The 26,131-nt window shown below is 59.7% G+C and carries 21 protein-coding genes; 15 read left to right on the top strand and 6 right to left on the bottom strand.

The genetic code is table 11. The annotated features are described in order from the left end of the window. Nucleotides 1-118: 118 nt before the first annotated feature. The 11 genes from secA to PLJ71_09765 all read left to right on the top strand — a co-directional run bounded on the left by secA (nt 119) and on the right by PLJ71_09765 (nt 14,618). The gene (secA, locus tag PLJ71_09815) at nt 119-2,860 is read left to right on the top strand and encodes a preprotein translocase subunit SecA (GenBank protein ID HQM48976.1); all 2,742 of its coding nucleotides are present in this window, start codon (nt 119-121) and stop codon (nt 2,858-2,860) included. After that, on the top strand, nt 2,833-4,317 hold the full coding sequence (locus PLJ71_09810) for a transglutaminase-like domain-containing protein (GenBank protein HQM48975.1): 1,485 nt from the start codon (nt 2,833-2,835) through the stop codon (nt 4,315-4,317). The genes secA and PLJ71_09810 overlap by 28 nt, the downstream gene beginning before the upstream one ends. Nucleotides 4,318-4,369: 52 nt before the next feature. After that, a complete protein-coding gene (locus tag PLJ71_09805; protein HQM48974.1) occupies nt 4,370-5,101 on the top strand; it encodes an ABC transporter ATP-binding protein in 732 nt (243 codons plus the stop codon). Beyond that, nucleotides 5,098-6,795: a hypothetical protein gene (locus PLJ71_09800; protein HQM48973.1), complete on the top strand. Its 1,698-nt coding sequence runs from the start codon at nt 5,098-5,100 to the stop codon at nt 6,793-6,795. Before PLJ71_09805 ends, PLJ71_09800 begins: the two co-directional genes overlap by 4 nt. A 1-nt stretch (nt 6,796) precedes the next feature. Continuing rightward, nucleotides 6,797-7,192, top strand: a complete 396-nt coding sequence (locus PLJ71_09795) for a secondary thiamine-phosphate synthase enzyme YjbQ (protein HQM48972.1) — start codon at nt 6,797-6,799, stop codon at nt 7,190-7,192. Between the two features lie 66 nt (nt 7,193-7,258). After that, entirely contained in the window at nt 7,259-7,885 is a 627-nt protein-coding gene (locus PLJ71_09790; GenBank protein ID HQM48971.1) for a type II secretion system protein, read from the top strand. A 303-nt stretch (nt 7,886-8,188) separates the two neighbouring features. Continuing rightward, complete coding sequence (locus PLJ71_09785; GenBank protein HQM48970.1) at nt 8,189-9,433, top strand: Gfo/Idh/MocA family oxidoreductase; 1,245 nt, start codon at nt 8,189-8,191, stop codon at nt 9,431-9,433. 27 nt (nt 9,434-9,460) lie between these two features. Then, nucleotides 9,461-10,675, top strand: coding sequence for a Gfo/Idh/MocA family oxidoreductase (locus PLJ71_09780; GenBank protein HQM48969.1), 1,215 nt, complete (start codon nt 9,461-9,463; stop codon nt 10,673-10,675). 22 nt (nt 10,676-10,697) lie between these two features. Next, nucleotides 10,698-12,377 carry a hypothetical protein gene (locus PLJ71_09775; GenBank protein HQM48968.1) on the top strand — a complete coding sequence of 560 codons (1,680 nt, stop codon included), beginning with the start codon at nt 10,698-10,700 and terminating at the stop codon, nt 12,375-12,377. Between the two features lie 10 nt (nt 12,378-12,387). Further along, nucleotides 12,388-13,494: a uroporphyrinogen decarboxylase family protein gene (locus PLJ71_09770; protein ID HQM48967.1), complete on the top strand. Its 1,107-nt coding sequence runs from the start codon at nt 12,388-12,390 to the stop codon at nt 13,492-13,494. Continuing rightward, complete coding sequence (locus PLJ71_09765) at nt 13,491-14,618, top strand: hypothetical protein (GenBank protein ID HQM48966.1); 1,128 nt, start codon at nt 13,491-13,493, stop codon at nt 14,616-14,618. Before PLJ71_09770 ends, PLJ71_09765 begins: the two co-directional genes overlap by 4 nt. An 87-nt stretch (nt 14,619-14,705) precedes the next feature. Here the strand turns inward: PLJ71_09765 and PLJ71_09760 are convergent, their stop codons facing one another. Next, entirely contained in the window at nt 14,706-15,755 is a 1,050-nt protein-coding gene (locus PLJ71_09760) for a Gfo/Idh/MocA family oxidoreductase (GenBank protein ID HQM48965.1), read from the bottom strand. Between the two features lie 138 nt (nt 15,756-15,893). Between PLJ71_09760 and PLJ71_09755 the strand changes: the two genes are divergently transcribed. Beyond that, nucleotides 15,894-17,912, top strand: coding sequence for a DUF4091 domain-containing protein (locus PLJ71_09755; protein HQM48964.1), 2,019 nt, complete (start codon nt 15,894-15,896; stop codon nt 17,910-17,912). A gap of 77 nt (nt 17,913-17,989) precedes the next feature. Here the strand turns inward: PLJ71_09755 and PLJ71_09750 are convergent, their stop codons facing one another. Continuing rightward, nucleotides 17,990-18,367 (bottom strand): response regulator, encoded by a 378-nt coding sequence (locus PLJ71_09750; protein HQM48963.1) that lies wholly within the window; start codon nt 18,365-18,367, stop codon nt 17,990-17,992. Between the two features lie 467 nt (nt 18,368-18,834). Here PLJ71_09750 and PLJ71_09745 point away from each other — a divergent pair, with 467 nt between their 5' ends. Beyond that, nucleotides 18,835-19,728: a hypothetical protein gene (locus tag PLJ71_09745; protein ID HQM48962.1), complete on the top strand. Its 894-nt coding sequence runs from the start codon at nt 18,835-18,837 to the stop codon at nt 19,726-19,728. Between the two features lie 112 nt (nt 19,729-19,840). Here the strand turns inward: PLJ71_09745 and PLJ71_09740 are convergent, their stop codons facing one another. From PLJ71_09740 to PLJ71_09725, 4 genes are all read right to left on the bottom strand, one after another. Then, nucleotides 19,841-20,299, bottom strand: coding sequence for a hypothetical protein (locus PLJ71_09740; protein ID HQM48961.1), 459 nt, complete (start codon nt 20,297-20,299; stop codon nt 19,841-19,843). Between the two features lie 170 nt (nt 20,300-20,469). Then, nucleotides 20,470-20,892, bottom strand: a complete 423-nt coding sequence (locus PLJ71_09735) for a hypothetical protein (protein HQM48960.1) — start codon at nt 20,890-20,892, stop codon at nt 20,470-20,472. After that, nucleotides 20,882-21,490: a sigma-70 family RNA polymerase sigma factor gene (locus tag PLJ71_09730; GenBank protein ID HQM48959.1), complete on the bottom strand. Its 609-nt coding sequence runs from the start codon at nt 21,488-21,490 to the stop codon at nt 20,882-20,884. Before PLJ71_09730 ends, PLJ71_09735 begins: the two co-directional genes overlap by 11 nt. Then, nucleotides 21,490-22,404 carry a hypothetical protein gene (locus tag PLJ71_09725; GenBank protein ID HQM48958.1) on the bottom strand — a complete coding sequence of 305 codons (915 nt, stop codon included), beginning with the start codon at nt 22,402-22,404 and terminating at the stop codon, nt 21,490-21,492. Before PLJ71_09725 ends, PLJ71_09730 begins: the two co-directional genes overlap by 1 nt. A gap of 360 nt (nt 22,405-22,764) precedes the next feature. On the opposite strand from PLJ71_09725, the gene PLJ71_09720 reads away from it, so the two are divergent. Both PLJ71_09720 and PLJ71_09715 read left to right on the top strand, forming a co-directional pair. Then, nucleotides 22,765-23,172, top strand: coding sequence for a hypothetical protein (locus tag PLJ71_09720; protein ID HQM48957.1), 408 nt, complete (start codon nt 22,765-22,767; stop codon nt 23,170-23,172). 140 nt (nt 23,173-23,312) lie between these two features. Then, nucleotides 23,313-26,084 (top strand): HDOD domain-containing protein, encoded by a 2,772-nt coding sequence (locus PLJ71_09715; protein ID HQM48956.1) that lies wholly within the window; start codon nt 23,313-23,315, stop codon nt 26,082-26,084. Nucleotides 26,085-26,131 lie beyond the last annotated feature (47 nt).

Raw genomic sequence — 26,131 nt, 5'->3', positions numbered from 1 at the left:
GCCGCGCTCCTTTGTTGTGACGCCGCCAAACCTCTGGTATGATCCGTCTTATGTTTGCGAAGATGCGGGTTACAAGGCGAAATACTAACACTCGAGGCCGATTGGAGGCCAATTCAGCATGCTGAACTCGGTGTTGCGTTCAATTTTCGGGACAAGCAGCGAGCGCCAACTCAAAAAGGTTGCCCCGTTGCTGGACCAGGTGCGCCAACACGAAGCCCATATGGTTTCGTTGACCAACGACCGTCTGCGCGCACGAACCGCCGATTTCAAGGAGCGTCTGGCGCAAGGGGCGAGTCTGGAGGATATCCTCCCCGAGGCGTTCGCGGCCGTGTGCGAAGCCGGGAAACGCGTTGTGGGCATGCGCCCCTTCGACGTCCAGATACTTGGCGGCATCGTGCTGCACAATGGCTGGATCGCCGAAATGGTCACGGGCGAAGGGAAAACCCTGGTAGCCACCATGCCTGTTTATCTCAACGCCCTGACCGGAAACGGCGTGCACATTGTCACGGTGAATGACTTCCTGGCGCGGCGCGATTCGGAATGGATGGGGCCCATCTACCAGTTCATGGGCCTCACGACAGGGCTCATCCAGCACGACATGGGCACCGCCGAACGCCAGGTCGGGTACCGCGCGGACCTCACCTACGGCACCAACAACGAATTCGGCTTCGATTACCTCCGCGACAACATGGCCATTCGTCCTGAAATGAGGGTACAGCGCCAGCTCAACTACGCCATCGTCGACGAGATTGACTCGATTCTCATCGACGAGGCGCGCACCCCCCTCATCATTTCCGGCAGACCGGAGAAAAGCACGGACCTGTATTACAAGGTGGATGATGTGGTGCGGCGCTTGCGAAAAGACACGCACTACGAAACAGAAGAGAAAGGGCATCACGTCCTCATTACTGAAGAAGGCATGAATACCCTGGAGACCCTTCTGGGGGTTGAAAACCTTTTCACCGAGGATCTCGGGCTGGTGCATATGGTCGAGCAGGCGCTGCGAGCGCACAATTTCTACAAGCGAGACGACGAATACGTCGTGTACAACGGCGAGGTCCTCATCGTGGACGAGTTTACCGGCCGCATGATGGAAGGCCGGCGGTATTCCGACGGTCTGCACCAGGCACTCGAAGCCAAAGAACGGGTAGCCGTGCAATTCGAGTCACAGACGGTCGCCACCATCACGTACCAGAATTACTTCAAGCTGTACGCGAAACTCGCCGGCATGACCGGCACAGCCGCGACCGAAGCGCCCGAGTTTGCCCAGATCTACGAACTCGAAGTCGTACAGATTCCCACCAATCTGCCGTTGATCCGTGACGACCATTCCGACCTTGTGTTCGCGACGGAAGAAGGCAAGTTTCGCCACGTAGTGAATGAGATCGCCGATATCCACCAGACCGGGCGTCCGGTCCTCGTCGGCACGGTCTCCATCGAGAAATCCGAAAAGGTGGCCGGATTGCTCGGGGAATTGGGCGTGAAGGACTTCCAGGTCTTGAACGCCAAGTACCATGAACGGGAAGCCAGCATCATCAGCAACGCCGGCAAACGCGGCGCAATCACGATAGCCACTAACATGGCCGGCCGCGGAACCGACATCAAACTGGGCGACGGCGTGCGCGAGTTGGGCGGCCTCGCCATTGTCGGAACCGAGCGCCATGAATCACGCCGTATCGACAACCAGCTCCGCGGCCGCTGCGGCCGCCAGGGCGACCCCGGAAACACGCGCTTCTTTCTCAGCCTCGAGGACGAGGTGGCGCGCCTGTTTGGAGGCGATAAGGTCAAGCGCTTGCTGGACTGGTTCGGAAGCCAGCAGATGGACGACGAACCCCTGAGCCAGAAAATGGTCTCGCGCTCGATCGAGCGGGCGCAGCGGCAGGTCGAGGAATACAACTTCGAAATCCGCAAGCACCTCAAGGAATATGACGACGTCATGAATAAGCAGCGCATGATCATCTACGACATGCGCCGCAATGTCCTCGAGGACCGCGATGTCACCGAACAGCTTCACGAGATGTTCGAGAACATCATAGGGCGCCTGGTGGACGAGTTCGCTCCCGAGACGGTGCTTCCAGACGAATGGGACCTCGAGGGACTGGCTACCGGATTCCGGGCAATCTTCGGTTTCGAGCCGAAGGCAGCGGCCTCTCATGACCCCGAACCGCAACCCCTGTTTGACGATTTGGTCGGACAGGTCCTTCACGAATACGAACGGCGCGAAAAGTCCCTCGAGGAAGAGATCCGCCAGAGTTTCCGCACCGAGATAGGAGGGGACGAATCGCAGGTGGACTTCGCCCGGATCGCCCGAAAACGGACCCACGACCTCGAGATGATGGCCCTCTTGCGGGCCGTGGACGACAAGTGGATCGACCATCTCTATTCGATGGACTATTTGCGCGACTCGGTGCGTTTGCGGGCCTATGGACAGAAGGATCCTCTGGTCGAGTACAAGACCGAAGGGTACGAACTCTTTCAATCCATGATGGCGTCGATCGAGGAGGACGTCTCCCAGACCCTGTTTCGTCTCTCCGACCCCGAGGTGCGCCAGCGCCGCCGGTTGCAGGCCCAGCGCGGAACGCTTACGCAAAGTGAAGACCCGTTTGCAAAACTCTCTCATTACTCGTATGTTCAGGCTGACAAGCAGCAGGACCGCAGTTTCGCCAGCTTTGACACCAGCCGTTTCGCCTTGGCCGGCCAGCCCGACGCCGAACAACGTGACCCGGGTGACCAGCCCCGCCCGCGCGTGAAGCAGCAACCCATCCGCAGAACCGGCCCGGACATCAAGCCCAACGATCCCTGTCCTTGCGGTAGCGGCAAGAAATTCAAGAAGTGCTGCGGCACCATCGCAAGAAACTAACCGGAGCAGCCGTAGTTCTTTTCTGGCTCGTCATGATGGGCTTGCTCGCCTACCGGGAGCTGATGCCGCTGTTCCTCGGGCCTTCCCTCTCGGCAAGTTACAAACAGAACCCAACTGACACCTGGATGCAGATTATCTCGCCCCAGGACCAGCCGATCGGTTTCATCAATACCCAGACGGCCCCTGAAACGATGGAGGGGCTGCCGGGGACCCGCATCCTATTGAACGCCACCCTGAAAATGCAGTTCCTCGGGCAGCCAATGCGTTTGTACATGACTGGCGCTGCATGGATTGCGCGCACAGGCGATCGGGGCAACTTCGACTTCGCCGTCCACTCCCAGGATTATGGGGCGCGTTTCGAAGGCGTCATCGAGAACGGGGCCCTCGATGCGCGGCTGCACACGGCCGGCGAGGTGTATCCCATCTCCATACCGATGGACCGCGAACTGGTTATCGGCGGCATCACGGGGACGGCGACCCTTCAACTGAGCGACCTCGCGCCGGGCGAGGAAGTCGTCATCGAGGCGTTCGATCCCATGACGTTGACCATGGGTACGGCACGAGTCAAATGTCTCGGCTTCGAAACCCTGGGAGAAGGAGAAGCGGCCCGGAAAACCCGCGTCGTTGCCGTGACCGTGCAAGACGTCGTCACCAAAGCATGGGTCGACGAACAGGGGGAAACGGTGCGCGCCGAGACGCCGTTTGGCCTGACGCTCCAGCGGACCACGTCACAGGAGGCCATGGCGTCCCTGTCCCGCGAAACCCCGCAGGATATTGTCGTATCGGTAGCCATCCGCCCTTCCGGCATGCGCCCATCGCGAGGCGCGAAGCGCATGGCAATATCGGTATCCGGCCTTGCGGACACGGCCTCGCTTCCCGAAGACGCCAACCAGTGCGTCCTTGAGCACGGCAAGGTGGTTATAGAACCTCTTACGCCAGACACCGCCAAAGACGCCTCACGCGCGCCTGAGAATATGGCAGAGTATCTCGCACCGCACCCGTTCATACAGTCCGACCACCCCGATATTCGGCAGACCGCCGCTGATATCATCGAGAACAGCACCAACCCGTGGGAAAAGTCCGTCAAGATTCACGATTGGGTTTACAGGAACGTAGCAAAAGAAGGCGTGCTCAGCATTCCTTCGGCCCTCGAGGTCCTCAAGTCGCGCGTAGGCGATTGCAACGAACATACCGTGCTTTTTGCTGCATTGGCCCGGTCGGTGGACATCCCGACGCGCATCGCCCTTGGAGTGGTCTGGAGCGAGGAACTTGACGGGTTCTATTATCATGCATGGCCCGAGGTATTCGTAGGCGAATGGCTCTGGATGGACCCAACCCTTGGGCAGACGGTGGCGGATGCTACCCACGTGAAACTGCTGACCGGGGATATCGAACGATGGCCGCGCCTGCTTCCGTTCCTCGGAAAACTGCGGATCGAGGTCACGGAAGTGGATTAGACCGTGCTCGCCATATGTTGAAGAAACAGTTCTCCAGGGATTACGCAACGAGATGATTGAAACGAAGGACTTGTCGAAACGCTTCGGCACAAAGACGGCGGTGGACCGTCTGAACCTGAGGATAGAAGCAGGGGAGTTCTTCTGCTTTCTTGGTCCCAACGGCGCCGGAAAAACCACGACCATCAAACTCCTTACGGGCCTGCTCAAACCTACCTCCGGCGAAGCCGTTATCGGCGGCCACGACATCCAGAGGGAACACGTCGCGGCAAAGCAATTGCTGGGGTACATCCCCGACATGCCCTTCCTGTACGAGAAACTTACCGGCCGCGAGTTCATGCGTTTTGTGGCAGGCCTCTACCAGGTGCCCGAGGAAATCGCGTCCATCCGCACCGGCGAACTCCTCGATTTGTTCGAAATCCGCGATGTAGGGGATCAACTCATCGAGGACTACAGCCACGGCATGCGGCAGAAGCTTTCGTTCGCCTCTTGTTTCCTGCACGACCCGAAGGTCGTGGTCGTGGACGAGCCCTGGGTGGGGCTGGACCCCAAGAATATCCGTTTCGTCAAGAACTTCCTGCGCGAGAAAACCCGCGACGGCGTGACCATCTTCATGTCCACCCACTCGCTCAGTGTGATCGAGGAGACCGCGGACCGCATCGGCATCATCCACAATGGAAGGCTCCTCCACACGGGCTCGCTGAGCGAGATCAAGGCCTTGAGCCGCAATCCGGGTTCGCTCGAAGACGTATTCCTCGAACTCACGAACGGCGAGGCGGTCTCATGACGCCGTTCGGGGCCGCCATCTGGGTCAAACTGCGCGTGGCCGCACATACCATCGCGTCCGTACGCCACCAATCCAGGTTGAAGGTCGGAGTGGTCTCGGTTGCGGCATCTCTCCTATGGATAGGCGCATTGATTGCATTCTGCGTGGGCCTCCGATGGCTCCAGAACTTTGGGTTGGACCCCTCCGGCGCGGGCCTGAATCTGGGAAAACTGCTGATGGGCAGCCTGCTGTCCGTCTTGATGCTCGCATTGTTTCTTATGTTGACGTTCTCCAACGTCCTCATCGCTTTTTCGACCTTCTACCGGACCAGGGACATGGCCTACCTGATGCAGAGCCCGCTGCCTGTCCAATCGCTGTTCATCGCGCGTTTCGTCGAATGCGTATCCTTCAGCTCCTGGGCCTCGGCCTATCTGGGTTCCCCGCTGATCCTGGCCTATGGCCTCGTCACGGGCGCGTCACCGATGTTGTACCTAGCTGCCGCGCTGGTATTCGTCCCTTTCGTCACTATTCCAGCGGCCCTGGGCTCGATGGCCACCATGCTGCTGGTGCGCGTATTTCCCATGTTCAAGAAATGGGTCTTTGTCGCGATTGGAGGATGCGCCGTTCTGGCCGTGTTCTTCTACCTTCGCGGAAAGCTCATGGCGGGCCAGGATGCGTCCCAGGGCATGCTCTCCCTTGTATTCGACGCCACCACCAAGACCCAGTCGCCGTTTCTGCCCAGTCACTGGGCCGCGCACGGAATTCTCACGGCCGCCGCGGGCCGCTACACGGAAAGCATCTTCGACCTGATGCTGCTTTTGGCCAACGCCCTCTTCTTCTCATGGGTTGCCATGCAGCTCGCCGCCCGGGTCTTCTTTCCCGGGTGGTCTGCCTTGAAAGGGCTCGACCGCCAACGGGTCAAACCCCTCGACAAAGGCCTGCTGGGAAAGACGGACAAGCTCCTCGCGGCCCTGCCCAATCCTGCCCGCGTTCTCATAGTGAAGGACATCAAACTTTTCTGGCGCGACCCTACCCAGTGGTCGCAATTCCTGATCTTCTTCGGGATTATGGCCGTCTACATAGCCAACCTCCGCAACCGTTCGGCCATGCTGGACGCCGAAGCCTACCGCACCTTCATTGTCAGCCTGAACCTCGGCGCGTGCTCGCTCATCACCGCAACGCTCACCAGCCGGTTTGTGTACCCGCTGGTAAGCCTCGAGGGACAACGGTTTTGGCTGCTCGGCCTCGCTCCTCTGACGTTTCGTCAGTTGATCTGGCAGAAATACTGGCTCTGCGTCGCGACCACGGCCACCTTTTCCATGGCGATTGTCACCCTGTCGTGCATCATCCTGCGCATGGAACCGCTGGCGTCTTTCCTGTCGCTTTACAGCATCGCCCTGGTGAATCTGGGTTTGGCGGGCATGTCGGTAGGCCTCGGAAGCCTGTATCCCAACTTCAACGAGGACAACCCCGCCCGCATCGTCTCCGGCATGGGCGGCACGCTCAATTTCCTGTTGAGCATCGGGTACATCGCCGCGGTTGTCGCGGGCCAGACCTTCATGCTCCAATGGAAACGACTGGTCGGGCCCGGCGCGTCCATGCCGTACTGGTGGACATTTGCCGGCGTGGTGGGGTTCACGGCGGTCCTGACGGCGGCCGCCACGTTTATCCCCATGCGGCTCGGGCTGCGCAACCTCGAACAAATGGAGTTCTAAGATGAAAGAGATCTCTGTCCGCACCGTGAACCACACCCAATTCTTGAACATCGACCAAAAGATCAAGGAGGCCATCGGGGAGACCGGAATTCAGGACGGCATCTGTTTCGTCTTTGTGCCGCACACTACCGCTGGCATCACCATCAATGAAAACGCCGACCCCGACGTGGTGGCCGACATGATCCACGCCTTGGAACGCGCGGTCCCGTGGAACGCCGGTTACGCTCACGCCGAAGGCAACGCCGCGGCCCACGTCAAGGCGAGCATGATGGGGTTCAGCCAGACGATCCCCGTTCGGGGCGGACATCTTGCATTCGGCACATGGCAGTCCCTGTACTTCTGCGAGTTTGACGGGCCCCGCACGCGCAAGGTCTGGGTCCACGTGATACCCGCTTGAAAGGATGACTTCGAGTGTTCGATTTGTTAGTGTAAGTGCGCTGATTAAGGCTGACGGGAGCGGGTCATGCGGCGTAGCAAGGGATTCAGTCTTCTTGAACTGATGATTTGTGTCGCGATCATCGGCATTCTGATGGCGCTCTACCTCCCCGTGCTCAGCAAGGCGAAACAGAAAGCCATGCAAACTGCTGAGAAAGAAGGCCTTCGCCAGTACCATATCGGCAAGGTGGCCGACGGCGCGAACGCGGGAACCACCTTGACCAGCACACCGGACCGCGACGAATGCATCGAAGCCTTCCGCCATGAAATCAAGGTGAGCAGAGACGACATGATCGTGACCGAGCTGCGGTATGTCGTCGAGAGTGAAGCCGAGTTCCGCGCATACTACAACACCTTGCTTGAACCCACCGCTACGGACCCGCTGGTATACGACGGCGACGGCAACCTGATTGCCACGGACCCCGAAGGAAATAACTTTGAGCTCCGTCCTATCGACCTTTTATCCGAGAAAGAGACTGTTGTGCTCGCATGGAGCTTCTTCAGTTCGGACATGTCAGAGTCGAGCAACGGCGGAATGGGCGCCGAGGTCATCTACACCGACGGCCATGTCGAGTTCGTGCGCTACAAAGACGCCTTCCCCGCGATGCCTGCCGTTGCCGTCCTCTCCCACAAGTTCATGCAAACGTATTTCTGAACGACTACCGCTCACGCCTCTCGCGGAACCCGCGATCTTGCGCAATGACTCTCTATCGAATTGCGTCTTCCGCCGCAATTGGGACGTTGAAAGCACCATACACGCACTCGGGATCAACGCCACTCAACAAGAAGATTCAAACATGAGGGACTCGGGAAGATGCCAAGTCTTCGCCCTCCCCAGTCCCTGCAATTCTGCGGTGATTCCCTACAAGGCCTTCTTGCACGCTGTTCGGTTCTGTGGTTTAATCTTCGCTTTGAGCATGAACGCAGAACGCGCTTCGCGCGCCCAGGGGGTTCTCTGATGCACGATCACATCGACACAAACCGCCCATCCCGCCCCTTTTTCATTTCCCGGCGCGGGTTTCTCGCTGGCGCTACGGCTTCGCTGGCCATGTCGGCGGCCGTGGAAGCGCTTGAGGAGCCTTTCGCGGCTCCCCCGGCCTGGGAACAACGCTCGGACAAGAAGATACGCATCGGCGTCGTCGGGGGCGGGTTTGGCCAGTCGTTTCACTGGCACGAACACCCCAATTGCATCGTGGAAGCCGTCAGCGACCTCAGACCGGACCGCCTGTCGCAGCTCCAGGGCAAGTACAAGTGCCAGAAAGCCTATGAGTCGCTCGAGAAACTCATCCTGGACCCGGCGATCGACGCTGTCGCGGTCTTCACGGAAGCGCCGAACCATGCCCGGCACGTGATCGACTGCATGGAACACGGCAAACATGTGATCAGCGCGGTGCCCACCTGCTGTAGGCTGGAAGACGCCGCGCGTATGAAAGAAGTCAAGGAGCGTACCGGCCTCAAGTATATGATGGCCGAGACCAGCAGCTACCGGTGGGAGACCATTACCGCCCGGAGGCTGGTCAAGGACGGCCTCATCGGCGAACTCGTGTACACCGAGGGCGAGTATTACCACCCGATGGACAAGGCCAGCCGCGATGCCCTCTGGTTCTACAACGGTCAGCGTACGTGGCGCTACGCGTATCCGCCGATGCTCTATCCGACCCACAGCACCGCTTTTCTGGTGGGCGTCACGGGCGAGCGGCTGGTGAAAGTATCGTGCATCGGCTGGGGCGACACCGAGAAAGACGCCGCCCTCCGCGACAACGCCTACAACAACCCCTTCACGAACGGCATGGCCATGTTTCTTACCGGCCAAGGCCATCCTTTCCGCTGCAACGTGGCCTGGGACATTAAGGCCCATGGCGAGCGCGCCCAGTGGTTCGGCACCAAGGGCGCCATGTATATGCCGGGGTCAGGCGGACAGCCGTTCGTGCTCCAATTGCCCGACCGCGCCTATAACGGCCTGCCGGACTACTGGCACATGGTGCCCGAGGCCATGCGGTACGACACGGGCCACGGAAGCTCGCATCCGTTCATTACCAACGAGTTCGTTATGGCATTGGTCGAGGACCGCGAACCCTTCGTCAACCTCTACGAAGCGCTCGCGTTCACGGTCCCGGGAATTGTGGCTCACGAATCCTGTTTCAAAGACGGCGAACAGTTGGCCATCCCGAGCTTTGACCCGCCTGGACTCGCCCCCGCGTGAAAACACGAACCATCAGGAGAAATCCGAATGAAGAAGCACGAATCACCAGAAACCTCAAGACTTTCACGGCGCGGGTTCATGCGGACGACTGCGGCCGGGGCCTCCGGCATCGTCCTGGCAGGCGCGTCTTCTGACGTCCTCGCGTCGGGACCGGCCTGGCAGCAGACCTCCGAGAAGAAGATCCGAATCGGGGTCGTGGGAGGGGGGTTCGGCGTCTCCTTTCACTGGCATGAACACCCGAATTGCATCGTCGAGGCCGTCAGCGATCTCATCCCGGAGCGCCGTGAACGCCTGCAGAGCAAGTACGCCTGCGAGAAGGCCTACGAATCGCTAGAAGAACTCATTCTCGATCCGGCCATCGACGCCGTGGCGGTCTTCACCGAGGCCCCCAACCACGCACGGCACGTCATCGACTGCATGGAACACGGCAAACACGTGATTAGCGCGGTTCCGGCCTGCTGCACCCTCGAGGAAGCCGCCCGCATGAAGGAGGTGAAGGAGCGAACCGGACTCAAGTACATGATGGCGGAAACCAGCCATTACCGCTGGGAAACCATCACCGCGCGGCGACTGCACCAGGACGGCCTCTTCGGCGAACTGGTCTATTGCGAAGCCGAGTACTATCACCCGGGCATAGGGTGGGCGAACAACGACCTCTCGATGCGCGACGGCAAGCGGACCTGGCGCTGGGGGCTCCCGCCCATGTCCTACCCTACTCACAGCACCTCCTTCCTCGTCAGCGTCACCCACGAGCGCCTGGTCAAGGTCTCGTGTATCGGGACAAAGAAGCCGGACGACCCCGGGTTTCAGGACAATGCCTACAACAACCCCTATGTCAACGCCATGGCCATGTTCTTGACGGATGAGGGCCATCCTTTCCGGTGCAACGTCTGTTGGGACATTCACGCCCACGGCGAACGCGCACAATGGCTTGGCACCAACGCCGCGATGTATATGCCGGGCTCCGGCGGCCAGCCCTTCGTGCTCCAGTTGCCTGACCGGTCGATAAACACCTTGCCCGATTACTGGCACATGCTGCCCGAGAAGATGCGCTACGACAGCGGCCATGGCAGCTCGCACCCGTTCCTCACCAACGAGTTCGTTATGGCCCTCGTCGAGGACCGCGAGCCCGAAGTCGACCTTTACGAGGCGCTGGCGCTGACCGTTCCCGGAATTGTCGCCCAACAATCGTCGTTCAAAGACGGCGAACAACTCGAAATCCCCAGTTTCGACCTTGCGTAACAACGATGCAGGAGGAATTCCGATGCATTTCGCGGCAACTGCGTTGACTTGGATTGCTTCCGCGGCCTTGGCGGGCGCGGACACACCGGCGGACGCGTGGCAAACAGCGGGGGAGGGCGCGTGGCAGGTCTTGCCCGGCACCCCCGCGGTGATGTGGCAGGGAAGTCCCGGGGTCGCCGCATCGGCCGTGCAGACTATCCCGGGAACCGCCGCAATCGTCTGGCGCTGCTTCGTCGAGCCGGCCCCGACAGTCGATTCCGCGGGGATTTGGTTCGCTGCAACGCCGGACCTCGCCAGCGGATACCGTCTAACGCTCGGAGGCAATCCTGGCCTCGGGGGCGTACAGCTTCACGACGCCTCAGGCACGCTTCTCTGGGAAGACAAATACGCGCCCTGGACCTACTATACGCCGTACGTGCTGGAGGGCGTTGCCGAATCGGGGCGCGTGCGCGTGGAAGTGTTCCGTTGGGACGGAGCGACACTGGAAGCGCAAAGCGACTGGATTGATGCGCCGGGCTGCGCTCCGGACACCATGCGGGCGTGCGGTCTCTATGCTCACGGGATCGCGCGGTTCTACCGTTGGGAACCAGCGGTATCGCCGCTGTCGCCCATCGTCGCCGACTCGCCCAGCAAACTCCGTCTGGTCACCAGCGATGACACCGAGTGGACCATCATCGGCCCTGGCGAGTGGAAGTGGATGACCCCCGAGAAGAAAATCCTCCGTCAAGGGGCGGACGTGTTCCGTTCGTCAGTTGTCAACGCCAACCTGGGCGGCAGCGAAGGCACATGGCGGTGCCGTATCCTGCTCGAGAAAGGCGCGGGGGGCGGCGGCCTCATTCTCCGGACCGATCCGCAAATTCAAACTGGTTTCAGTATCTGGCTCGGGGGCAACCATGGCGCTGGTTCGCTGATGCTGTACCGCATTCCGGACGGCCAGTTGTGGTGCGGACCCCAGGAACAATGGCATTACGATACCGAGTACATCCTCGAAGGCACGGTCAAGGACGGCAAAGTCTCCGGCAAACTCATGAAAGCCGATGGCACACTCGTCGTCGAAAGCCCCCAATTAGACCTGTTGGAAAAGGAAAAGGGGCTTACGGGCAATTTAGGCCTCATGACATACATCGGCAAGGGCCGGTTCTGGGACTTTTCCGACGCGACCCGTGTGAGCGAGGCGGCCGCCACCGTCGAAGGCCCCGCAGCCTCGATGCTCGGTTCCGAATGGGTTGTCAGCGGCGGCGTGTGGACATGGCACAACGAGGCTATCCTCCAAAACGCACGAGAGGGCCTCGCAGCCGCCGTCAACAAAGCCGTGACCGGCGCGAAGGGCGTTTACAGCGCCACGATCACGCCGCAACAAGACGCACAGGCGGTCAGCCTCCTCTTTCAGGTCTCGCCGGACATGAAGGAGGGCTTCGAGATACGTCTCGAAAAAGGCCTTCTGCTACGCACCCTATCGGGACGCGTCCTTTATGAAAAGCCCGACTTCGTATGGACGGGCGGGACGTCGTATCTCGTCGAAGGCATTGTCGTGACCGACCGCGTGAGTGTCCGGGTCTCTGATCCGGCCGGGAACGTCCTGCTCAAAACCGACGATTATTACGTGTCGGATACCAACAACACGCGAATCGGCGGCATCGGCTTTCAGACTCTGAACGGCACGGCCGAGTTTATTAATTGGGCGGTGCGGCCCCTCGAGTGAAACTGCCGAAATGAGCACGCACACGCTGAAACACCTGCCACTTCGAAATCCGCGGCCTGATGCCCAGCGATTCGTCGATATTCTGATGGGGAGGCGTCAGGGACCGCCCCCGCTCATCGAGTACATCGTGGACACCACTGTCCTCAAACCTGTCGTGACCAATCTGCTCGGCCGGGAATGGGTTGGAGAACCCTCCGACCGCGCTTCCATGAAGGCCTATCTCGACAACTTCATCGCGTTCTGGCACCGAATGGGCTACGACATCGTCCGCCTGGAAATCGGCCTGCCCTTCGCTGAGAGGCGTATCCTTCACGACGACGTCGTGTCTGTATCCGACCATCAGCGCGCCTGGAACAACCAGCACGAGGGCGCCATCGCCTCGTGGGAAGATTTCGAGCGCTACGATTGGCCGTCTCCCGAAAATGTGGACTTCTTTCCCCTCGAATACGTGTGCGCAAACCTGCCCGACGGGATGGGGTTCGTGACCTGCCACGCAGCCGGAGTTTTCGAGCACGTCTCGCAGATCATGTCCATCGAAGGGCTTTGCATCGCCTCGTACGAACAGCCGGACCTCGTCGCCGCGGTCTTCGACAAGGTGGGAACGTTGCTCGAAGAGTACTACGAACGCCTTTTCGGGCTCGAAAACCTCTGCGCCATCCTGCAAGGCGACGATATGGGATTCCGCACCGGAACGCTCATCGCTCCGGACGACATGAAACGCTACGCCTTGCCCTGGCATAAACGCCTGGCGCGGCGCACCCATGACGCCGGATCGCCTTATTTTCTGCACTCCTGCGGCAATCTTGCCACCATTATCGACGCTCTTATTGACGACGTGGGCATTGACGGCAAACATTCGTTCGAGGACGCGATCATGCCCGCCGAAGCGTTCCAGGAATGTTATGGCAGTAAGATAGCCGTGTTGGGCGGTGTCGACATCAACCGGCTTGCGGCGGGCACACCGGCCGAGGTCCGCGCTCACACGCGCTTCCTCATCGAGACCTGCGGGGCGCGCGGCCGCTACGCCATCGGCTCGGGCAACTCGATCCCGAGCTATGTGCCCTTCGAGAATTATCTGGCCATGCTCGACGAAGCCCACGATGTGAATGGAGTATGAAGAAAACGACATTACTTATTGTGACGGCTTTGTTGGCGGCTTATGCGTGCGTGCCGTCAAGCGCGGGCGAGATCCCGCGAAACGGGCACTATTACTGGCTCTGGTTTCGCAATATCGGCGACGCGTGGCCCCGGTTCATCGATTTTGCCGCAGGCCAGAAAGTCGATGGGGTCGTCATCTGGGGATTGGACGGATGGAAAGAGGATAACCAGGTCTGCCGCGACGTGGTTGCCTATGCGCACGAACGCGGAGTGAAAGTCATTCACGGATTCGGACTGAACGGCTATCACGAGGGCCAGCATATCGTCCAAATGGAGCCCGGACACCGCATCACCATTCCCGAGGCTTGGCAAACCACGGATAGAGGAAAGGACAGCCTGAAAAGCGTGTTTTGTCCGTCCCAGGATACGGCCCTGGCCGAACTTGAACGCATGCTTCTGCGCACCGCTGAAACCGGCGTGGACGGCTTCAATTTCGAGACCGCCGACGTGGACTATGTCACGTGCCACTGTGCCGAGTGCCAGAAGCGATTCAACAGCGCGGACGAAAAGCCCTACGACAACAAACCCATCGAGTGGCCTCTGTTCCACCTCACGTTCGCTGCGGACGCCCTGCTCGAAAAGTACCCCGGTCTCTGGCTCAACTGCGAATACCTTATGCCGCGTTTCGGTCAGGCCCCGTACACGGACAACGAGCGCATCATCGAACTCAACCGCCGCGTGGACCAGCGCCTCACGGTCGTCTGGGCCGATTGGCCCGCCCCGCCGCCTGAGATTTGCGAACGCCTGCGAAAAGACCGCGCCAATATAGGTTTCTACGTCAAGAGCGGGGCGATTCTCGGGTTCGACGCGAAAGACGTGCTGAATCCATGGGAGTTTCTACCGGTCGCAAAACGAATCCTTTCCCTCGACCCCGTGTGTATCTTCTACCGGAGCTGGCTGCCCGAGGATTATTGGGCGGTCAACATGGCCACAGCCGCGCGGATCATGAAGAATCCGGATATGTCCGCGGAAGAAGTGGAGGCCCTCATGGTCCAATTCGAGAAGGCCTACGGCTTCAACCGCGAACCACTCGACCCCGACCTCAAAAAACGCTGGGACCAGCGTACCGCCAAGTCACAATGACCCAGAGGCCGCAGCACAGCCGGGCATTCTTCGAGATGCCGTCAGCATGGTGCTCGCGCTCCGTGAACCGGCGCGCGGACGTGACCGCTACACCCATTGGGCCTTTCTGAAGACGTCTTCCATGAGGCGCATGTCTTCAAGACAATCCTCGCCGTTCGAGCAAGGCGCTTTCCTGTTCTTGATACAGTCGATGAAATGCTCAGCCTGCGCGCGAAACGCCCAACAGGGTTCGCCGTTGAGGATTTCGGTCGTGCGGGTCTGGCCGTTGTAAACCTCGACGCGCGCGGCGTCCTGCTCAGACATGGGGGAGGGGGTGTCGACCCGCACCCACCCGCGTTCGAAGAACACCTCCGTCTTTTCGAGCCACCACTCGGACTGTACGCTCACGCCGTAAAGATTCACCAGCACCCCGCCGCTTTCGAGCTGCGTGCTCTGATTCAGCATCCCTTCGCGCAAGAGCGCGCTCCGCACCGTGAGCTTGCCTGGGAAGAGGTATCGCACGAGGTTGAGGTTGTGGGCGAATATGTTCATATAGGTGTTGAACGTGGCCTGCTGCGGGGGAGACATCCAGTCCGGGTTGCGGGGCGCGAATCCCGGCTGCGGAGGCACCAGCTCGCCCGTCATGATCGGCCGCTCGACGTTGCGCAACCAGTCGCCGCCCATGCACCACGCGTTCACCAACTGTGTTGCGCCGAACAGGCGGCTCGCGTAGGCCGCGTCCAGGCGTTCTTTGGCCAGGTTCACGCCCCGATCGTAGCGTTTCATGAATCCGGCCATGAGCATTACGCCCGGGCCAGCGGCTGCCGCGACCATGTCCTCGGCCTCGGCGACGCTCCCTGCCACGGGTTTCTCGACGAAAACATGCTTGCCCGCTTTCAGCAGCGGCAGGGCGATATAGCCGTTCATGAGATGGGGCTGGCTGGCGACCACGGCTTCCACGTCCGGGTCTTCGGCCAGTTCGTGGTGGTTCCGGTACACCTTCTCGATGCCGTATTTGGCAGCCACCCGCCGCGCCAGTTCCGGTCGGGGTTCCGCGAGCGCAACCACCTCGCATTCGGGATTCCGCACATAATTGCGCAGATGCGCCACCTGCCCCATAAACCCGACGCCTGCAAACCCAACTCTAACCTTGCCCATGGTCTTTGGTCCTTCCTGGAAAATACCCCTCAATTCCAGGCAACATGCTAGGCAGCGTGCGGGCATACGTCAACCTCCGCGGCGAGTAAAACGTCTGTATCCAGGACGAGGGCCCGCTCCTGCAAGAGGTCGGTGCAAGTGTACAGTCTCCCCATAGGCCTCCTGTGCGCCATGGTTTCCGCCACCCGCATCTGGACGGCGTCGAGTCTCGAAAACGTCTATCCCGACAGCATGCCGCCGCCGGGAGCGGAACCCCATGCCCGGCTCTATGCCGCAAAAGGCGAGTACGAGTCGTTCCAGATCTGCGTACGTTCGTCGCGACGCGCCATCGACAATCTCGACGCCGCCCCTGAAGCCCTGTCGAAGACAATCGGGCCTCCCGAGATTCGGCGAGTGGATTACCTCTCCGTAACGTCCCGGTCCTCGCGCGCTTATGGGGAACAGACCGCGCGTCCGGACCCGCTGTCGGCCTTCGAGCCCTTCGCACTCGAACAAGAAACAACGGGGGCGCTGTGGGTGACCTACTACGTGCCGCCCGAGTGCCCGGGAGGACTTTATGAAGGACGGGTCGCCGTCCATCTGGGCGGCCGGGCCAAGCGCTATATTGGCGTAACGGTGGAAGTATTCGACTTTGAAATCCCGGCCACCCCGAGCGTCACTGCGGCGATGCACCTCGCTCCGGGCGCCATCCGCTCATTTTGCGGTATCTCGGGCGATACTCTCGAGGAATGGGAACCTCTTTACAATGCTCTGAACCCTTGGCGTATCGCCTACAACAGCGCCCTTCCGTATCCGGATTCGCCAGAGGGGAAAGAGCTTTATCTCCAACATCTTCTGTATGTTGCAGATGCCGCCCGTATGTCCGCCGTCTGCCTGGGAATGGGGGAGACCTTGGCGAACCGGACTACGGGCGCTGAGTCCGCCGCCACCCTTCAAGCCATTGCGGAAACGGTAGCTGGTCAGGCATGGGCCCGGCGCGTCTATGCCGAGCCGATGCCCCCTCTCCCGCGCTCGCATTGGCCGGAACTCGAGGCACGCTACGCCGCATTTGCAGAGAATGCGCCGACAATTCCACGCCTTCTGGAATGCGTCCCACATCCGGAGATCCAGGAACTTGCCCGAATCTGGGTGATCCCGCTTCGGTTTTTCGATCCCATTGCAATACAAAGACTTAGAAACGGGATGGCCCTGTGGGCGGAGCTGCCTTACCCTCTAGAAACCGTCAAGGCATCCTCGAGTGCCCGTATCCCCACGCAAGACATGCCGTATGCATCGACCGCAATGGACGCATGCGATGCAAGTCTTTATACGGCATGGACGTCGGCCAATATACCCACCAAAACTGCCCCAGAATGGCTTGAACTGCGCTTGCGCGAGCCAACGGCCACAAAAACAGTCCGTATCGGCTGGCGCGCCGGTCATGAAGCCGTGGACCCGCTAATCGAAGTGTCCCCGGACGGAAGCCTTTGGGTTCCTGCGCGGGTCACGTGGAAACATCATGGTTCCTCCAGACGGTTCGAGCAGAGCTGGTCAGAGGGCGCTTTCGACAGGGAAAGGCGCTTCATCGGAATACGGATTTCGTTCACCCAAACCGCGAACAACCTGCCGGTCAGCGTCACTGAAGTGGAACTGGGCCGGGCGCCTGATCCGACGAGTATCGAGTACCTTTCGGCAGGTGCGCAGGTGTGGTTCGAGCAGACCACGGCTCCGTTTCCGTCGTTTCACGTTGATGCGCATCCGGTCGAGGCACGTCTTGCTCCGTGGCTATGTTGGGGACACGAGCTGGACGGCTTTTTCGGCCAGCCGCTCAACCAATGGCCTAAGGGGTGGGGGCAACCAAGAACGGAGACCCCGCGAACCTGGCCCGCCGCGGGCACCGGCGAGCAATTCCTCGTTTATCCCGGGAAACAGACAGTGACGCCGTCGATTCGCCTGCACCGCCTGCGTGACGGCCTTGAGGATTTCGAGTACATTCGCGCCGCGATGAATATCGGCGTGGACACAGCTCTCCTTGGGCCCGAAACCATGATGCTCTGCCGGTGGGAGGACTATACCGATTCCCTCAGTCCCAGCAGACTTGATGACGTTCGAAGCATGTTGCAGGAATTGAGAATCGCCATCGGCCGTGCCGCGACAAAGGCCGGCACGAACAAGTAAGCTGCTTCACCGCGAGCGTTGCGCCACGTTCTCGCAGCGGCATGTTGGGAATCAGCCAGTCCCCACCCCGAAATGCCTCAATCCGCAAACGCCTTAGGCCCGAGATGCTTTATAAGCATGTCTTGGAGGTCCGCGACCATGTGACGCTTGGTGAGATAGTCCGAGGCTCCAACCTCTTTCATCTTACGCTGATTCTCATCCGTAGACGTGAGGAAGATGATGGGGAGATTGCCCGGGATGTCGGGATTGTTGCGCATTTGCTCGCAGGTTTCATATCCGTCAAAAACGGGCATCATGACGTCCAGGAAGACGAGGTCCGGCTGGACCTTTACAGCGATTTCCAGCGCTTCCTGGCCATTGGCGGCATAGAAGACCTCGTGACCCTCGGCTACGAGTGTGACGGAGAGGACTTCGTATGAGGCGGAATCGTCATCGGCAACCAGAATACGAGCCATGAAATTCTCCTCCCTTGCATTCCCAGGAGGCGATTATAACATTTGGCACCGTGCACTACATCTTCCTGACACCCTTATCACACAATTGCCCATTCGACACTATCAAGGGCACCGGTCGCACACCAAAGAGCGGTCCGGCAACGGGGGGGCGGGTTTTGTTACCCGCACATAAGATCACCGCGAACAGGCAGGTCCGCGCTCATTCTTCGTCCCCCGCGCAATCGAAGATATGCGGAATGGGAGCTGCACAGCCTCGGAAAACAACTGGAAAAGAGCTATGAGGCCTGCATCGCCCTGCCGGTATCCTTCTTGTTCCCGTGCGTTCTCCGCGGCTCCGTGTGAGACGGTTTCGGCGGATTCCTGTTCTTGACTTACAGCCCCCCCCTACCTAGAATGGCAGCAGAGACGAATGAATATGTCGAACGATGAAATCGCGGGTTGCTTTTTGCAGAAAGGGGTCCCTGACCATGCGATATGTTCTTTTGCTCGCTTCTGTGATGATGCTTGCCGCAGCTGCCGGAATGGCGCAGGCAGCGGACACGGACCGGGAAAGCGGCGGCGACCAACCCGTTATCACGACGGATGCCGGCGGCGACACCAGCTCTGCCGAAGAAAGCGAAAGCAACAAGGCCGCTGCCACCAAAGAAGACGACTTCAGAATGTACAGCGAGCCAGTTGAACAGCACGCGGGCGATACGGTAATCCTCAAGGATGGACGCCGGATCGAGAACGTCCAGGTGCTGCGCCGCACGCCTACCGATTACGAGATAGAGATTGTAAAGGGCGCGGCACCCATGGCGCTTCCCCGAACGGTCGTTTCCGACATTGAATGGGACGACTACGATCCCCTCGGGCTCAATATACAGGATACAAGCAGCGGCGAACCGGCTGCGCCACCCTCTACGGCGGAGTCAACGCTTCCTGAAGGCATGACACGGGATGCAGACGGCAATATCGAGGTCCTGCCGGGCGTAAAGGTCCCTGCGCAACTCGTGGGGAAACTGCGAAAAGACATCACGCAACAGGTGCCGGGGTTGTCGGGCAAAAGCCTCTTCGAGGTCCTCAAAGCCCTTAGCCTGGCCACACATGTCCAGATTGTGGCCGACACGCCTCTCCGGCAAATGGCTAAGACGGAAGATTTGAAAGTCGACGTGACCGTCAAGGATGGCGCCACGGTCAACCTGGTCCAGTTCTTCCACGACTACTTGCTCAAACAACCCGAAATGCGACGGTTGGATATCGTTTACAAACCCGACCGCATGCTAGTAACCACGAAAGAGGCGGCGGAAAAGATGCGCAAGGAACAGAAAGACGCGAGCGGCGAAGCAGCCGGCGAGAGTCCCCGGCAAGGGCAACAGTAAGCGCACACGTCCGTTTACGCCACACAATGAATCACCCCGGCGCCCCAATATCTCATAAGAGGAAGGGCCGCCGGGGCGCTTGTTTTGTTCCAGGGAAAACTACTCTCGGGTTCTAGACCATCTCCTCCTCATCCGAAATTTCACTGTCCCCGAGATCGGCGACATTCTCTTCCGCTTCCGCTTCCTCTTCATCGGGCAATTCTTCAATGGCGCCAGCTTCTTCTTCCGGTGCCGCTACCGTCTCCTCGTCCTCGGTTTCTATTACGAGTTCTTCTTCTTCCTCTTCTTCGAATTCCTCTTCCGCTTCGAGTTCTTCCACGTCCGGAACCAGCGCCTCGTCTTCATCAAATTCTATGACCGGTTGCTTGGGTTGCGCAATCTTCCGGGGCGTCCGCTTCAAAGTGGGCCGGCGCGAAAGTCCTTCGTCCGAAGACCCGACACGCACAAGCTCCACATCATCAGGATGCTCTTTCGTACACCATTGGTCTTTGGGGCATTTGAATCCGACCTTTTCGGCGCCCCATTCCGTGAAGCGCCGGCCACATTTTGGACATTCGTACTTAACCGGCATTTTCTGAAAACCTCGTTGATTTGAAACGTTTCGGGACTGTTCTCCATATAGCGGAGCGAGATTATAGCAGAAGTCTTGCCCTTTGGAAAGCCTTGGCCCGAAACTCCAGGGCTATTCATAAGTCTTTTTCCAAAAGTAACTTATGTAGTTTCCGGCGGCGAGGGGGAAGATTAGGGACGCCGGGGCTCCCGGAAAAACCCTACGAACGCCCCCGAGATGGACAGGGTGGCCACTACGGCCGTCAGAGAAAGCGATAGGGCGGGGCTTTCCGACATCAACCATATCCGGTTCGCAGCCGCAGCCAGATAGTCAAGGCGTCCCCAAAAACCCGGGGCATCCCAAAGAAAATCGTGCGAAACATCCAGATAACTGCCGACAAGAATGGCTACTGCCACAACCAAAGCGGTCATTCCGGCGACACGAACCATCCGAACACGAAACGCGCGGCGCTCACGCTCCAGCATGCGCGCGATGCAAAGATGGCGCTTCAGGCGGGCATGAAAGCCGTCCGGAACACAGACGGACGCTTCTGACCGCAACGCGGCATCGATTCGCTGGTCAAGCGAATCCCGGGCATCATCCTCAAGTCTCATGGTCTTCCCTCAGTTCCTTCCCCACGATATCCCGCAGATGCCTGCGCGCACGGTGCATCCATGTTTTCAAGGTGCCTTGGGGAACTTCCATGATCTCGGCAGCCTCGTCGTACGAGCAGTCTTTCAAATAATAGAGGGTGATTGCCTGGGCGTACCGTTTGGGCAGCTGGGCCACGCACCGGCGGATGAGTTCGGCTTCGTCGGCATGAATCGCGGCCCTGTCCGGCGTTTCCGGAAGCCCGACCTCCATGGTTGCCGACAGCTCGCCGCGCCGCTTTCTCTTCTGCAGCTCGCTCAGACAGGTATTGCAGACGATCCGGTAAAGCCATGTTGAAAACCGTGCGTCTCCGCGAAACTTGCGAATTTTCCGGAACGCGTTCAGGAAGGCTTCTTGAGCCATATCTTCGGCGAGCGAATGGTTTCGCATGAACCGAAGGGCAAGATTGTAGACCGTCTGTTCGTGGCGCCGGGCGAGTTCTGAAAACGCCTCGACCTCGCCCGCTTGCGTGCGTTCAACGAGCGCTTCGTCAGACAGTTCTCTCGCGCGGATGGATTCCATGCCCCGCAAATATCCTGCTGTGGCTGTCGCTATCGCCATCACCGTCCCCTCGCAAGCCAGATATTGCCATTAAGCGTCTGCATGTTGAGCAGGGCGCGTCCCGAACCAATCTCTCCGCGAAGGTGGTGCCGGCGCTGCACTCCCGAGGACGTATCAATCGCAAAGTCCGAACGTATTCCGCCGTGCATGGTTCGGGCGTCTACAATCGCGGAACACCGTTCATCCATTACCAATGTAATCCCCCCGTTCATGCTGTTCAATTCAGCGCGATTCACGTTCTCGTCAGGCACATGCGCAACGATTGCGCCATTGGTTGTATCAGCGCTGATCGCACCGCCCTGCATGTAGGCGTAGATATTCCCGTTTACCGTCTCCAGAAGCGCGCCTTCCGGCGCGTCCATGACGTTGATGCGCCCGTTGGTGGTCTTGGCCGTCACCATGCCGCCCGGTTTCTTGATGTAGATGTCGGCGTTGCGGCCCTGCACGTCTACCTGGCCGCATCCGACCGCAACGAGGACATTGCCATTCGCGCTGACCACGTCAAGGTCCGTACCAAACGGCACATACACATCGTAATCCACGCGCATATCGATCAGGTCAGGCCTTTCGCCCGGTTCGCTGACAATCCTGATCCGGTCTTTCTCGGCTGTCACGGCGAATAGGGAATCGGCATATGTCCGGGCAACCGCCCCGCCGTCCCTCTCGACAGCATAGATTCGGACTGTGGCGGTCACGGCGGCCTCTTTGGCTGAATGGGGCCATACCCGCACCTCGCCGTCACGATTGACCAGTTCGAAGCGCTGTGAGCCCGGCCACGAAAAACTGCGCGTTTCTTTGATGGCCGGCCGGCCCACCACCCGGGGAAGGGTCGGGGCCACGGCATGAACCGTGAAAAACACGATAACCGCCGCGATAATGCCCGCCAAGAGGATACTTTTGATGTACGTTTTCATCACATCCGTTTAGACGCCGTGCCTGACCGTACGGTTTCGCCTCGCGCCGTCCTTCTCACTGCTAGAGAATGCCAAGTCCAATCAATTCAGGTGCTAACCGAATATTCCCGAGGTTTTTCCCGCGAGGGAGCGAATCTCACGTTATATCAGGCACTTGCCATGACAGGCGATCGGGATATGTCACGGGTTTCGGTATCCTTCTGCTGTCAGCCGAACGGGCGTTTGGCGACCCAGCTCCACAGTTTCCTTAACTTGGCGAGGTCACCTGATAACTAAGTGAACGACTTTTCAAGAGCTTATGAAAGACTGTGAAACCGGGCCGTTGCTGAGCCCGTCCAAATGGTTGAGAAAGGACAGAGAATGGCAGACCTCCTCACTATCGTGATTCCTGTTGGCCTGGTGGCTTTGCTTCTCACCGGCGCGTTGCGCTATTTGCTGCATTCATGGGTCGATTACCAAGTTCGGATAGCGGTTCTAAAGGAGTTGGACCGCCACCCCGGCCTACTCACCGAACCCGGCGGCGCCGGGAGCGATGCCTTGCCCGTACCGGCCCCTTCCAGTCATGGCCGCGTTGATTATATGGTTACCGGCATCACTCTCGGCGTCATCGGCATTTGCTGCGTTGCGGCAGGCTGGAGCATGCGCGTCGGGCAATTGGCGGTAGGGATATACCTGGGGGGCATATTCTGCCTGTGCATTGGCTTCTTGCTGGGGCTTGCCGGTCTCGTTGTTCGCCGTATGCGGACCCCGCAGATGACCGGGGAATAGTTCACGGGGGTTATTCCCCTTGAGCTTGGGTACGGGAGACGGCGCGCCATCTTTCCCCATGCTTGTCTTCCGTGCGGCCGATCATGAGATTCGCCTCCGCAACCCGTTCGTGCTATGCTTTGCGCGGGGGTACTCGTTGCGTGAGCAAGCCGGAACTCAAACAGATGATTGCCGGTATCGATCATCTGCCAACCACGATGAAGGCCGCGGGCCGGGCCTTGTCAGTTCTTTTCAGCTCTCGACCTGATATCGAAACCGCCGGAGCCCTTGCGGGGATGGACCCTGCCCTCGCGTGCTGCGTATTGCGCATGGCTAACACGCCGGCGTCCGCGGCCGCATCCGAGACGGTTCTCCTTCGGGACGCGGTACGGAAGGCAGGCATCGAAGGGCTTCGCCGGGCAGTTCTCGGCGCAACCTCAGCCAGCCTGCCGCTCCAGCCCTATCAGTCGCATATCGAGCACCATCTCCGTCATGCGTTGACATGCGCAACGTGCGCCGCAAAGACCGCGTCGTACACCGGCATCGTCCCGGCGGACGAAGCGTATGTTGCAGGCCTGCTTCACGACATCGGCCGGCTTGCCATGGTCACGGTTATGCCCGAGGACTATTGCGCGTTTCTTGAGAGCAGCGACGCCGCCAACATGGAGCCCCGCGAGAAGAACGAGTTCGACGCGGACCATGCATTGGCAGGGAAATGGCTTGCGGAACGATGGGCCCTCCCCAGGCAGGTAAGCCAGGCCATATGGTTTCATCACCTTCCGCCAGGCACCCTTCTTGGAAACCGCGGCCTCATCTCTTTGGTGTCCGTGGTGGGGTTCGCTAATGCCATGAGCCATTGGATTCTCGGCGGTGTTCCGGAACCTACCGTGGTATTTCATAAAGAGGTCCGCGCTCGTGCCGTGCGTCTGGGATTGGATTACGCAAGCATCGAATCCCTCCACCAACAAACATGCGTTGCCGTGGAACAGCGCCTTGCAATCTTGGAATCGGACACGGGCGGCGGGCCGGCGCCCGTGGAAGAACGCTCAAAAGCCGCAGCCAGTTTCACGTTCACGCAAACGGACGCGAACGCGGAGAACGCGTCCCTCAAGAAAGAAATCAAATGGCTGCAGACGCTCAGCCGGCTCAATACCAGCCTTCGGCCGTCGCAGACGTTTAACGAAGTACTCGGGCTCATTGCCGCCGCGGTCCGAGAGTGTCTGGAAGCGGCTCCCGGCATGTGTTGCGCCTTCGACGAGAGAAACCGCTACCTGACTGGAATGACGTGGGACCTGCCAGATTCGCCTCCGCAGAGCTTCCGCATTCCTATGTCCCCCACCACCGAGGAGGAGTTGGACGAGGTGGAAATCCTCGCCCTCGAAGCCCTCGACCAATTGGGCATCGGCATGGGGGAAAACGGATGGCGAGGCGCGGAGAGGTTTGAACCCGAGTTGAAAGACGGGATTCTCATGCTTCCCCTGGTGGCCGACGGGGTCACCCACGGCCAAGTCATGTTCGAGACACCCGTTGAGAAGCTCGAGGACTATTCGTGGGATAAGTTCAAACTGATGGCTTTCGCGGGGGCCTGCGGAGCTGTGATTGCACGGCATCACGCATACGACGAACTCCGGGAGTTGAGTGAGGAACTCGCCGAGGCAATCGCGCGCACCGCTTCCTCCGGACCCGGCGCTCAAGCTGACGGCATGACGGAGTTCGCCGTAGGCGTTTCACATGCTCTCCAGCGGCCCCTCAACGTCATCGCGAATCAGGCCCACCTGTTGCTTCGGCGTACTCATACGCCGGAAGAGAATCGGGCCGCGGAAGCCATCCTCGAACAAGACCGCGCGCTGGGTAAGCTCGTGAGCGACCTGATGGCCTTTGCACGGCCCGGCACGCCCACGGCTGCCCCGACGGTTGTCAACTACATTCTCCACAAAGTGATGTCGACCCTCTCCGACCGCCTGGCCGCCAAGGGAATCACTGTCGTCGAAGATTACGAGGACGGTTTGCCCAGGGTGAACGCCGATAAGCACCAACTCGAGCACGCCATTCTGAATCTCATCGTGAATGCCGAGATGGCCATGTCGCAGACCGGCGGGCAACTGAGGATTGAGACGGCAGCAGGCCAAGATAGAAAAAGCATATATATCCGGGTCGAGGATACCGGACCGGGCATTCCGAAAAAATACGCGGAGGCGATCTTCGAGCCCTTTGTCAGCTTGAGAGAGGACGTGCCGGGAACGGGCCTGGGCTTGGCGGTGTGCCGGGCTATTGTGCGCAAGCATGGCGGAGAGCTGCGTCTGGCGCCTGTGGTTGGCGCGGGAGCTGCCTTCGAGATTACGCTGCCCGTAGAAAGGGAAGGCGCCGGGGCGCCGGCCGCACCAGCGCCCGTGATGATATCGGACCGCAAGGAAAGCACGGCTCGCCGTGAAACACCGTCCGGCCAGGAAGACGCAGCGCCCCAAAGGCAGAAGCCGCCTTCCCCCGCGCCTGAACCGCCCAAACCCGCTCCGGAAGTGAAGCGCGCTCGGGAAACACCCTTCGAAGACCCCGAGGCCCCGCCCATGCCTTCGCTGCTCCTGATCGACGAGAATGAAACCACGCGTGAGGTGCTCAAAGAGACCTTGCGCAACCGGGGTTTCTCCGTGATTGCCGCTCAGGATGCGGTACGCGCCATGCAGGCCGTGGCAGCAGCCCTGTTTGACGTGGTCCTGCTGGATTTTGAACTGAAAGATGTGCCTGGACCCAACATGCTTACGGAGATTCAGAATATTCGTCCCGGCATCCCCGTCATCGTGGTGACTGCCGACAACCACCCGCGCACGGTTGAGTCCGCCCTTAAACGGGGCGCCCGCGCCTGCCTCGTCAAGCCTTTTGCGCTCCATGAGTTGCTGCATGAGGTTGAAGATATCGCCGGTATTCACAATAATTAGCACTCGACGCGTGCCGGTCTCGGGTCCGGCACATCCTGTGGTTTTTC

The organism is Candidatus Hydrogenedentota bacterium (assembly GCA_035416745.1).
Taxonomy (GTDB): Bacteria; Hydrogenedentota; Hydrogenedentia; order Hydrogenedentales; family SLHB01; genus UBA2224.
The sequence above is the reverse complement of the archived record's forward strand: the minus strand, read 5'-3'. Positions and strand labels throughout refer to the sequence as shown.

Coding starts and splice junctions, on each gene's coding strand:
- PLJ71_09725 (HQM48958.1), bottom strand. CDS start 22,404: ATGAAAACGTACATCAAAAGTATCCTCTTGGCGGGCATTATCGCGGCG.
- PLJ71_09785 (HQM48970.1), top strand. CDS start 8,189: ATGCACGATCACATCGACACAAACCGCCCATCCCGCCCCTTTTTCATT.
- PLJ71_09765 (HQM48966.1), top strand. CDS start 13,491: ATGAAGAAAACGACATTACTTATTGTGACGGCTTTGTTGGCGGCTTAT.
- PLJ71_09800 (HQM48973.1), top strand. CDS start 5,098: ATGACGCCGTTCGGGGCCGCCATCTGGGTCAAACTGCGCGTGGCCGCA.
- PLJ71_09720 (HQM48957.1), top strand. CDS start 22,765: ATGGCAGACCTCCTCACTATCGTGATTCCTGTTGGCCTGGTGGCTTTG.
- PLJ71_09770 (HQM48967.1), top strand. CDS start 12,388: ATGAGCACGCACACGCTGAAACACCTGCCACTTCGAAATCCGCGGCCT.
- PLJ71_09780 (HQM48969.1), top strand. CDS start 9,461: ATGAAGAAGCACGAATCACCAGAAACCTCAAGACTTTCACGGCGCGGG.
- PLJ71_09790 (HQM48971.1), top strand. CDS start 7,259: ATGCGGCGTAGCAAGGGATTCAGTCTTCTTGAACTGATGATTTGTGTC.
- secA (HQM48976.1), top strand. CDS start 119: ATGCTGAACTCGGTGTTGCGTTCAATTTTCGGGACAAGCAGCGAGCGC.
- PLJ71_09740 (HQM48961.1), bottom strand. CDS start 20,299: ATGCCGGTTAAGTACGAATGTCCAAAATGTGGCCGGCGCTTCACGGAA.
- PLJ71_09745 (HQM48962.1), top strand. CDS start 18,835: ATGCGATATGTTCTTTTGCTCGCTTCTGTGATGATGCTTGCCGCAGCT.
- PLJ71_09730 (HQM48959.1), bottom strand. CDS start 21,490: ATGGCGATAGCGACAGCCACAGCAGGATATTTGCGGGGCATGGAATCC.
- PLJ71_09750 (HQM48963.1), bottom strand. CDS start 18,367: ATGGCTCGTATTCTGGTTGCCGATGACGATTCCGCCTCATACGAAGTC.
- PLJ71_09775 (HQM48968.1), top strand. CDS start 10,698: ATGCATTTCGCGGCAACTGCGTTGACTTGGATTGCTTCCGCGGCCTTG.
- PLJ71_09805 (HQM48974.1), top strand. CDS start 4,370: ATGATTGAAACGAAGGACTTGTCGAAACGCTTCGGCACAAAGACGGCG.
- PLJ71_09795 (HQM48972.1), top strand. CDS start 6,797: ATGAAAGAGATCTCTGTCCGCACCGTGAACCACACCCAATTCTTGAAC.
- PLJ71_09760 (HQM48965.1), bottom strand. CDS start 15,755: ATGGGCAAGGTTAGAGTTGGGTTTGCAGGCGTCGGGTTTATGGGGCAG.
- PLJ71_09735 (HQM48960.1), bottom strand. CDS start 20,892: ATGAGACTTGAGGATGATGCCCGGGATTCGCTTGACCAGCGAATCGAT.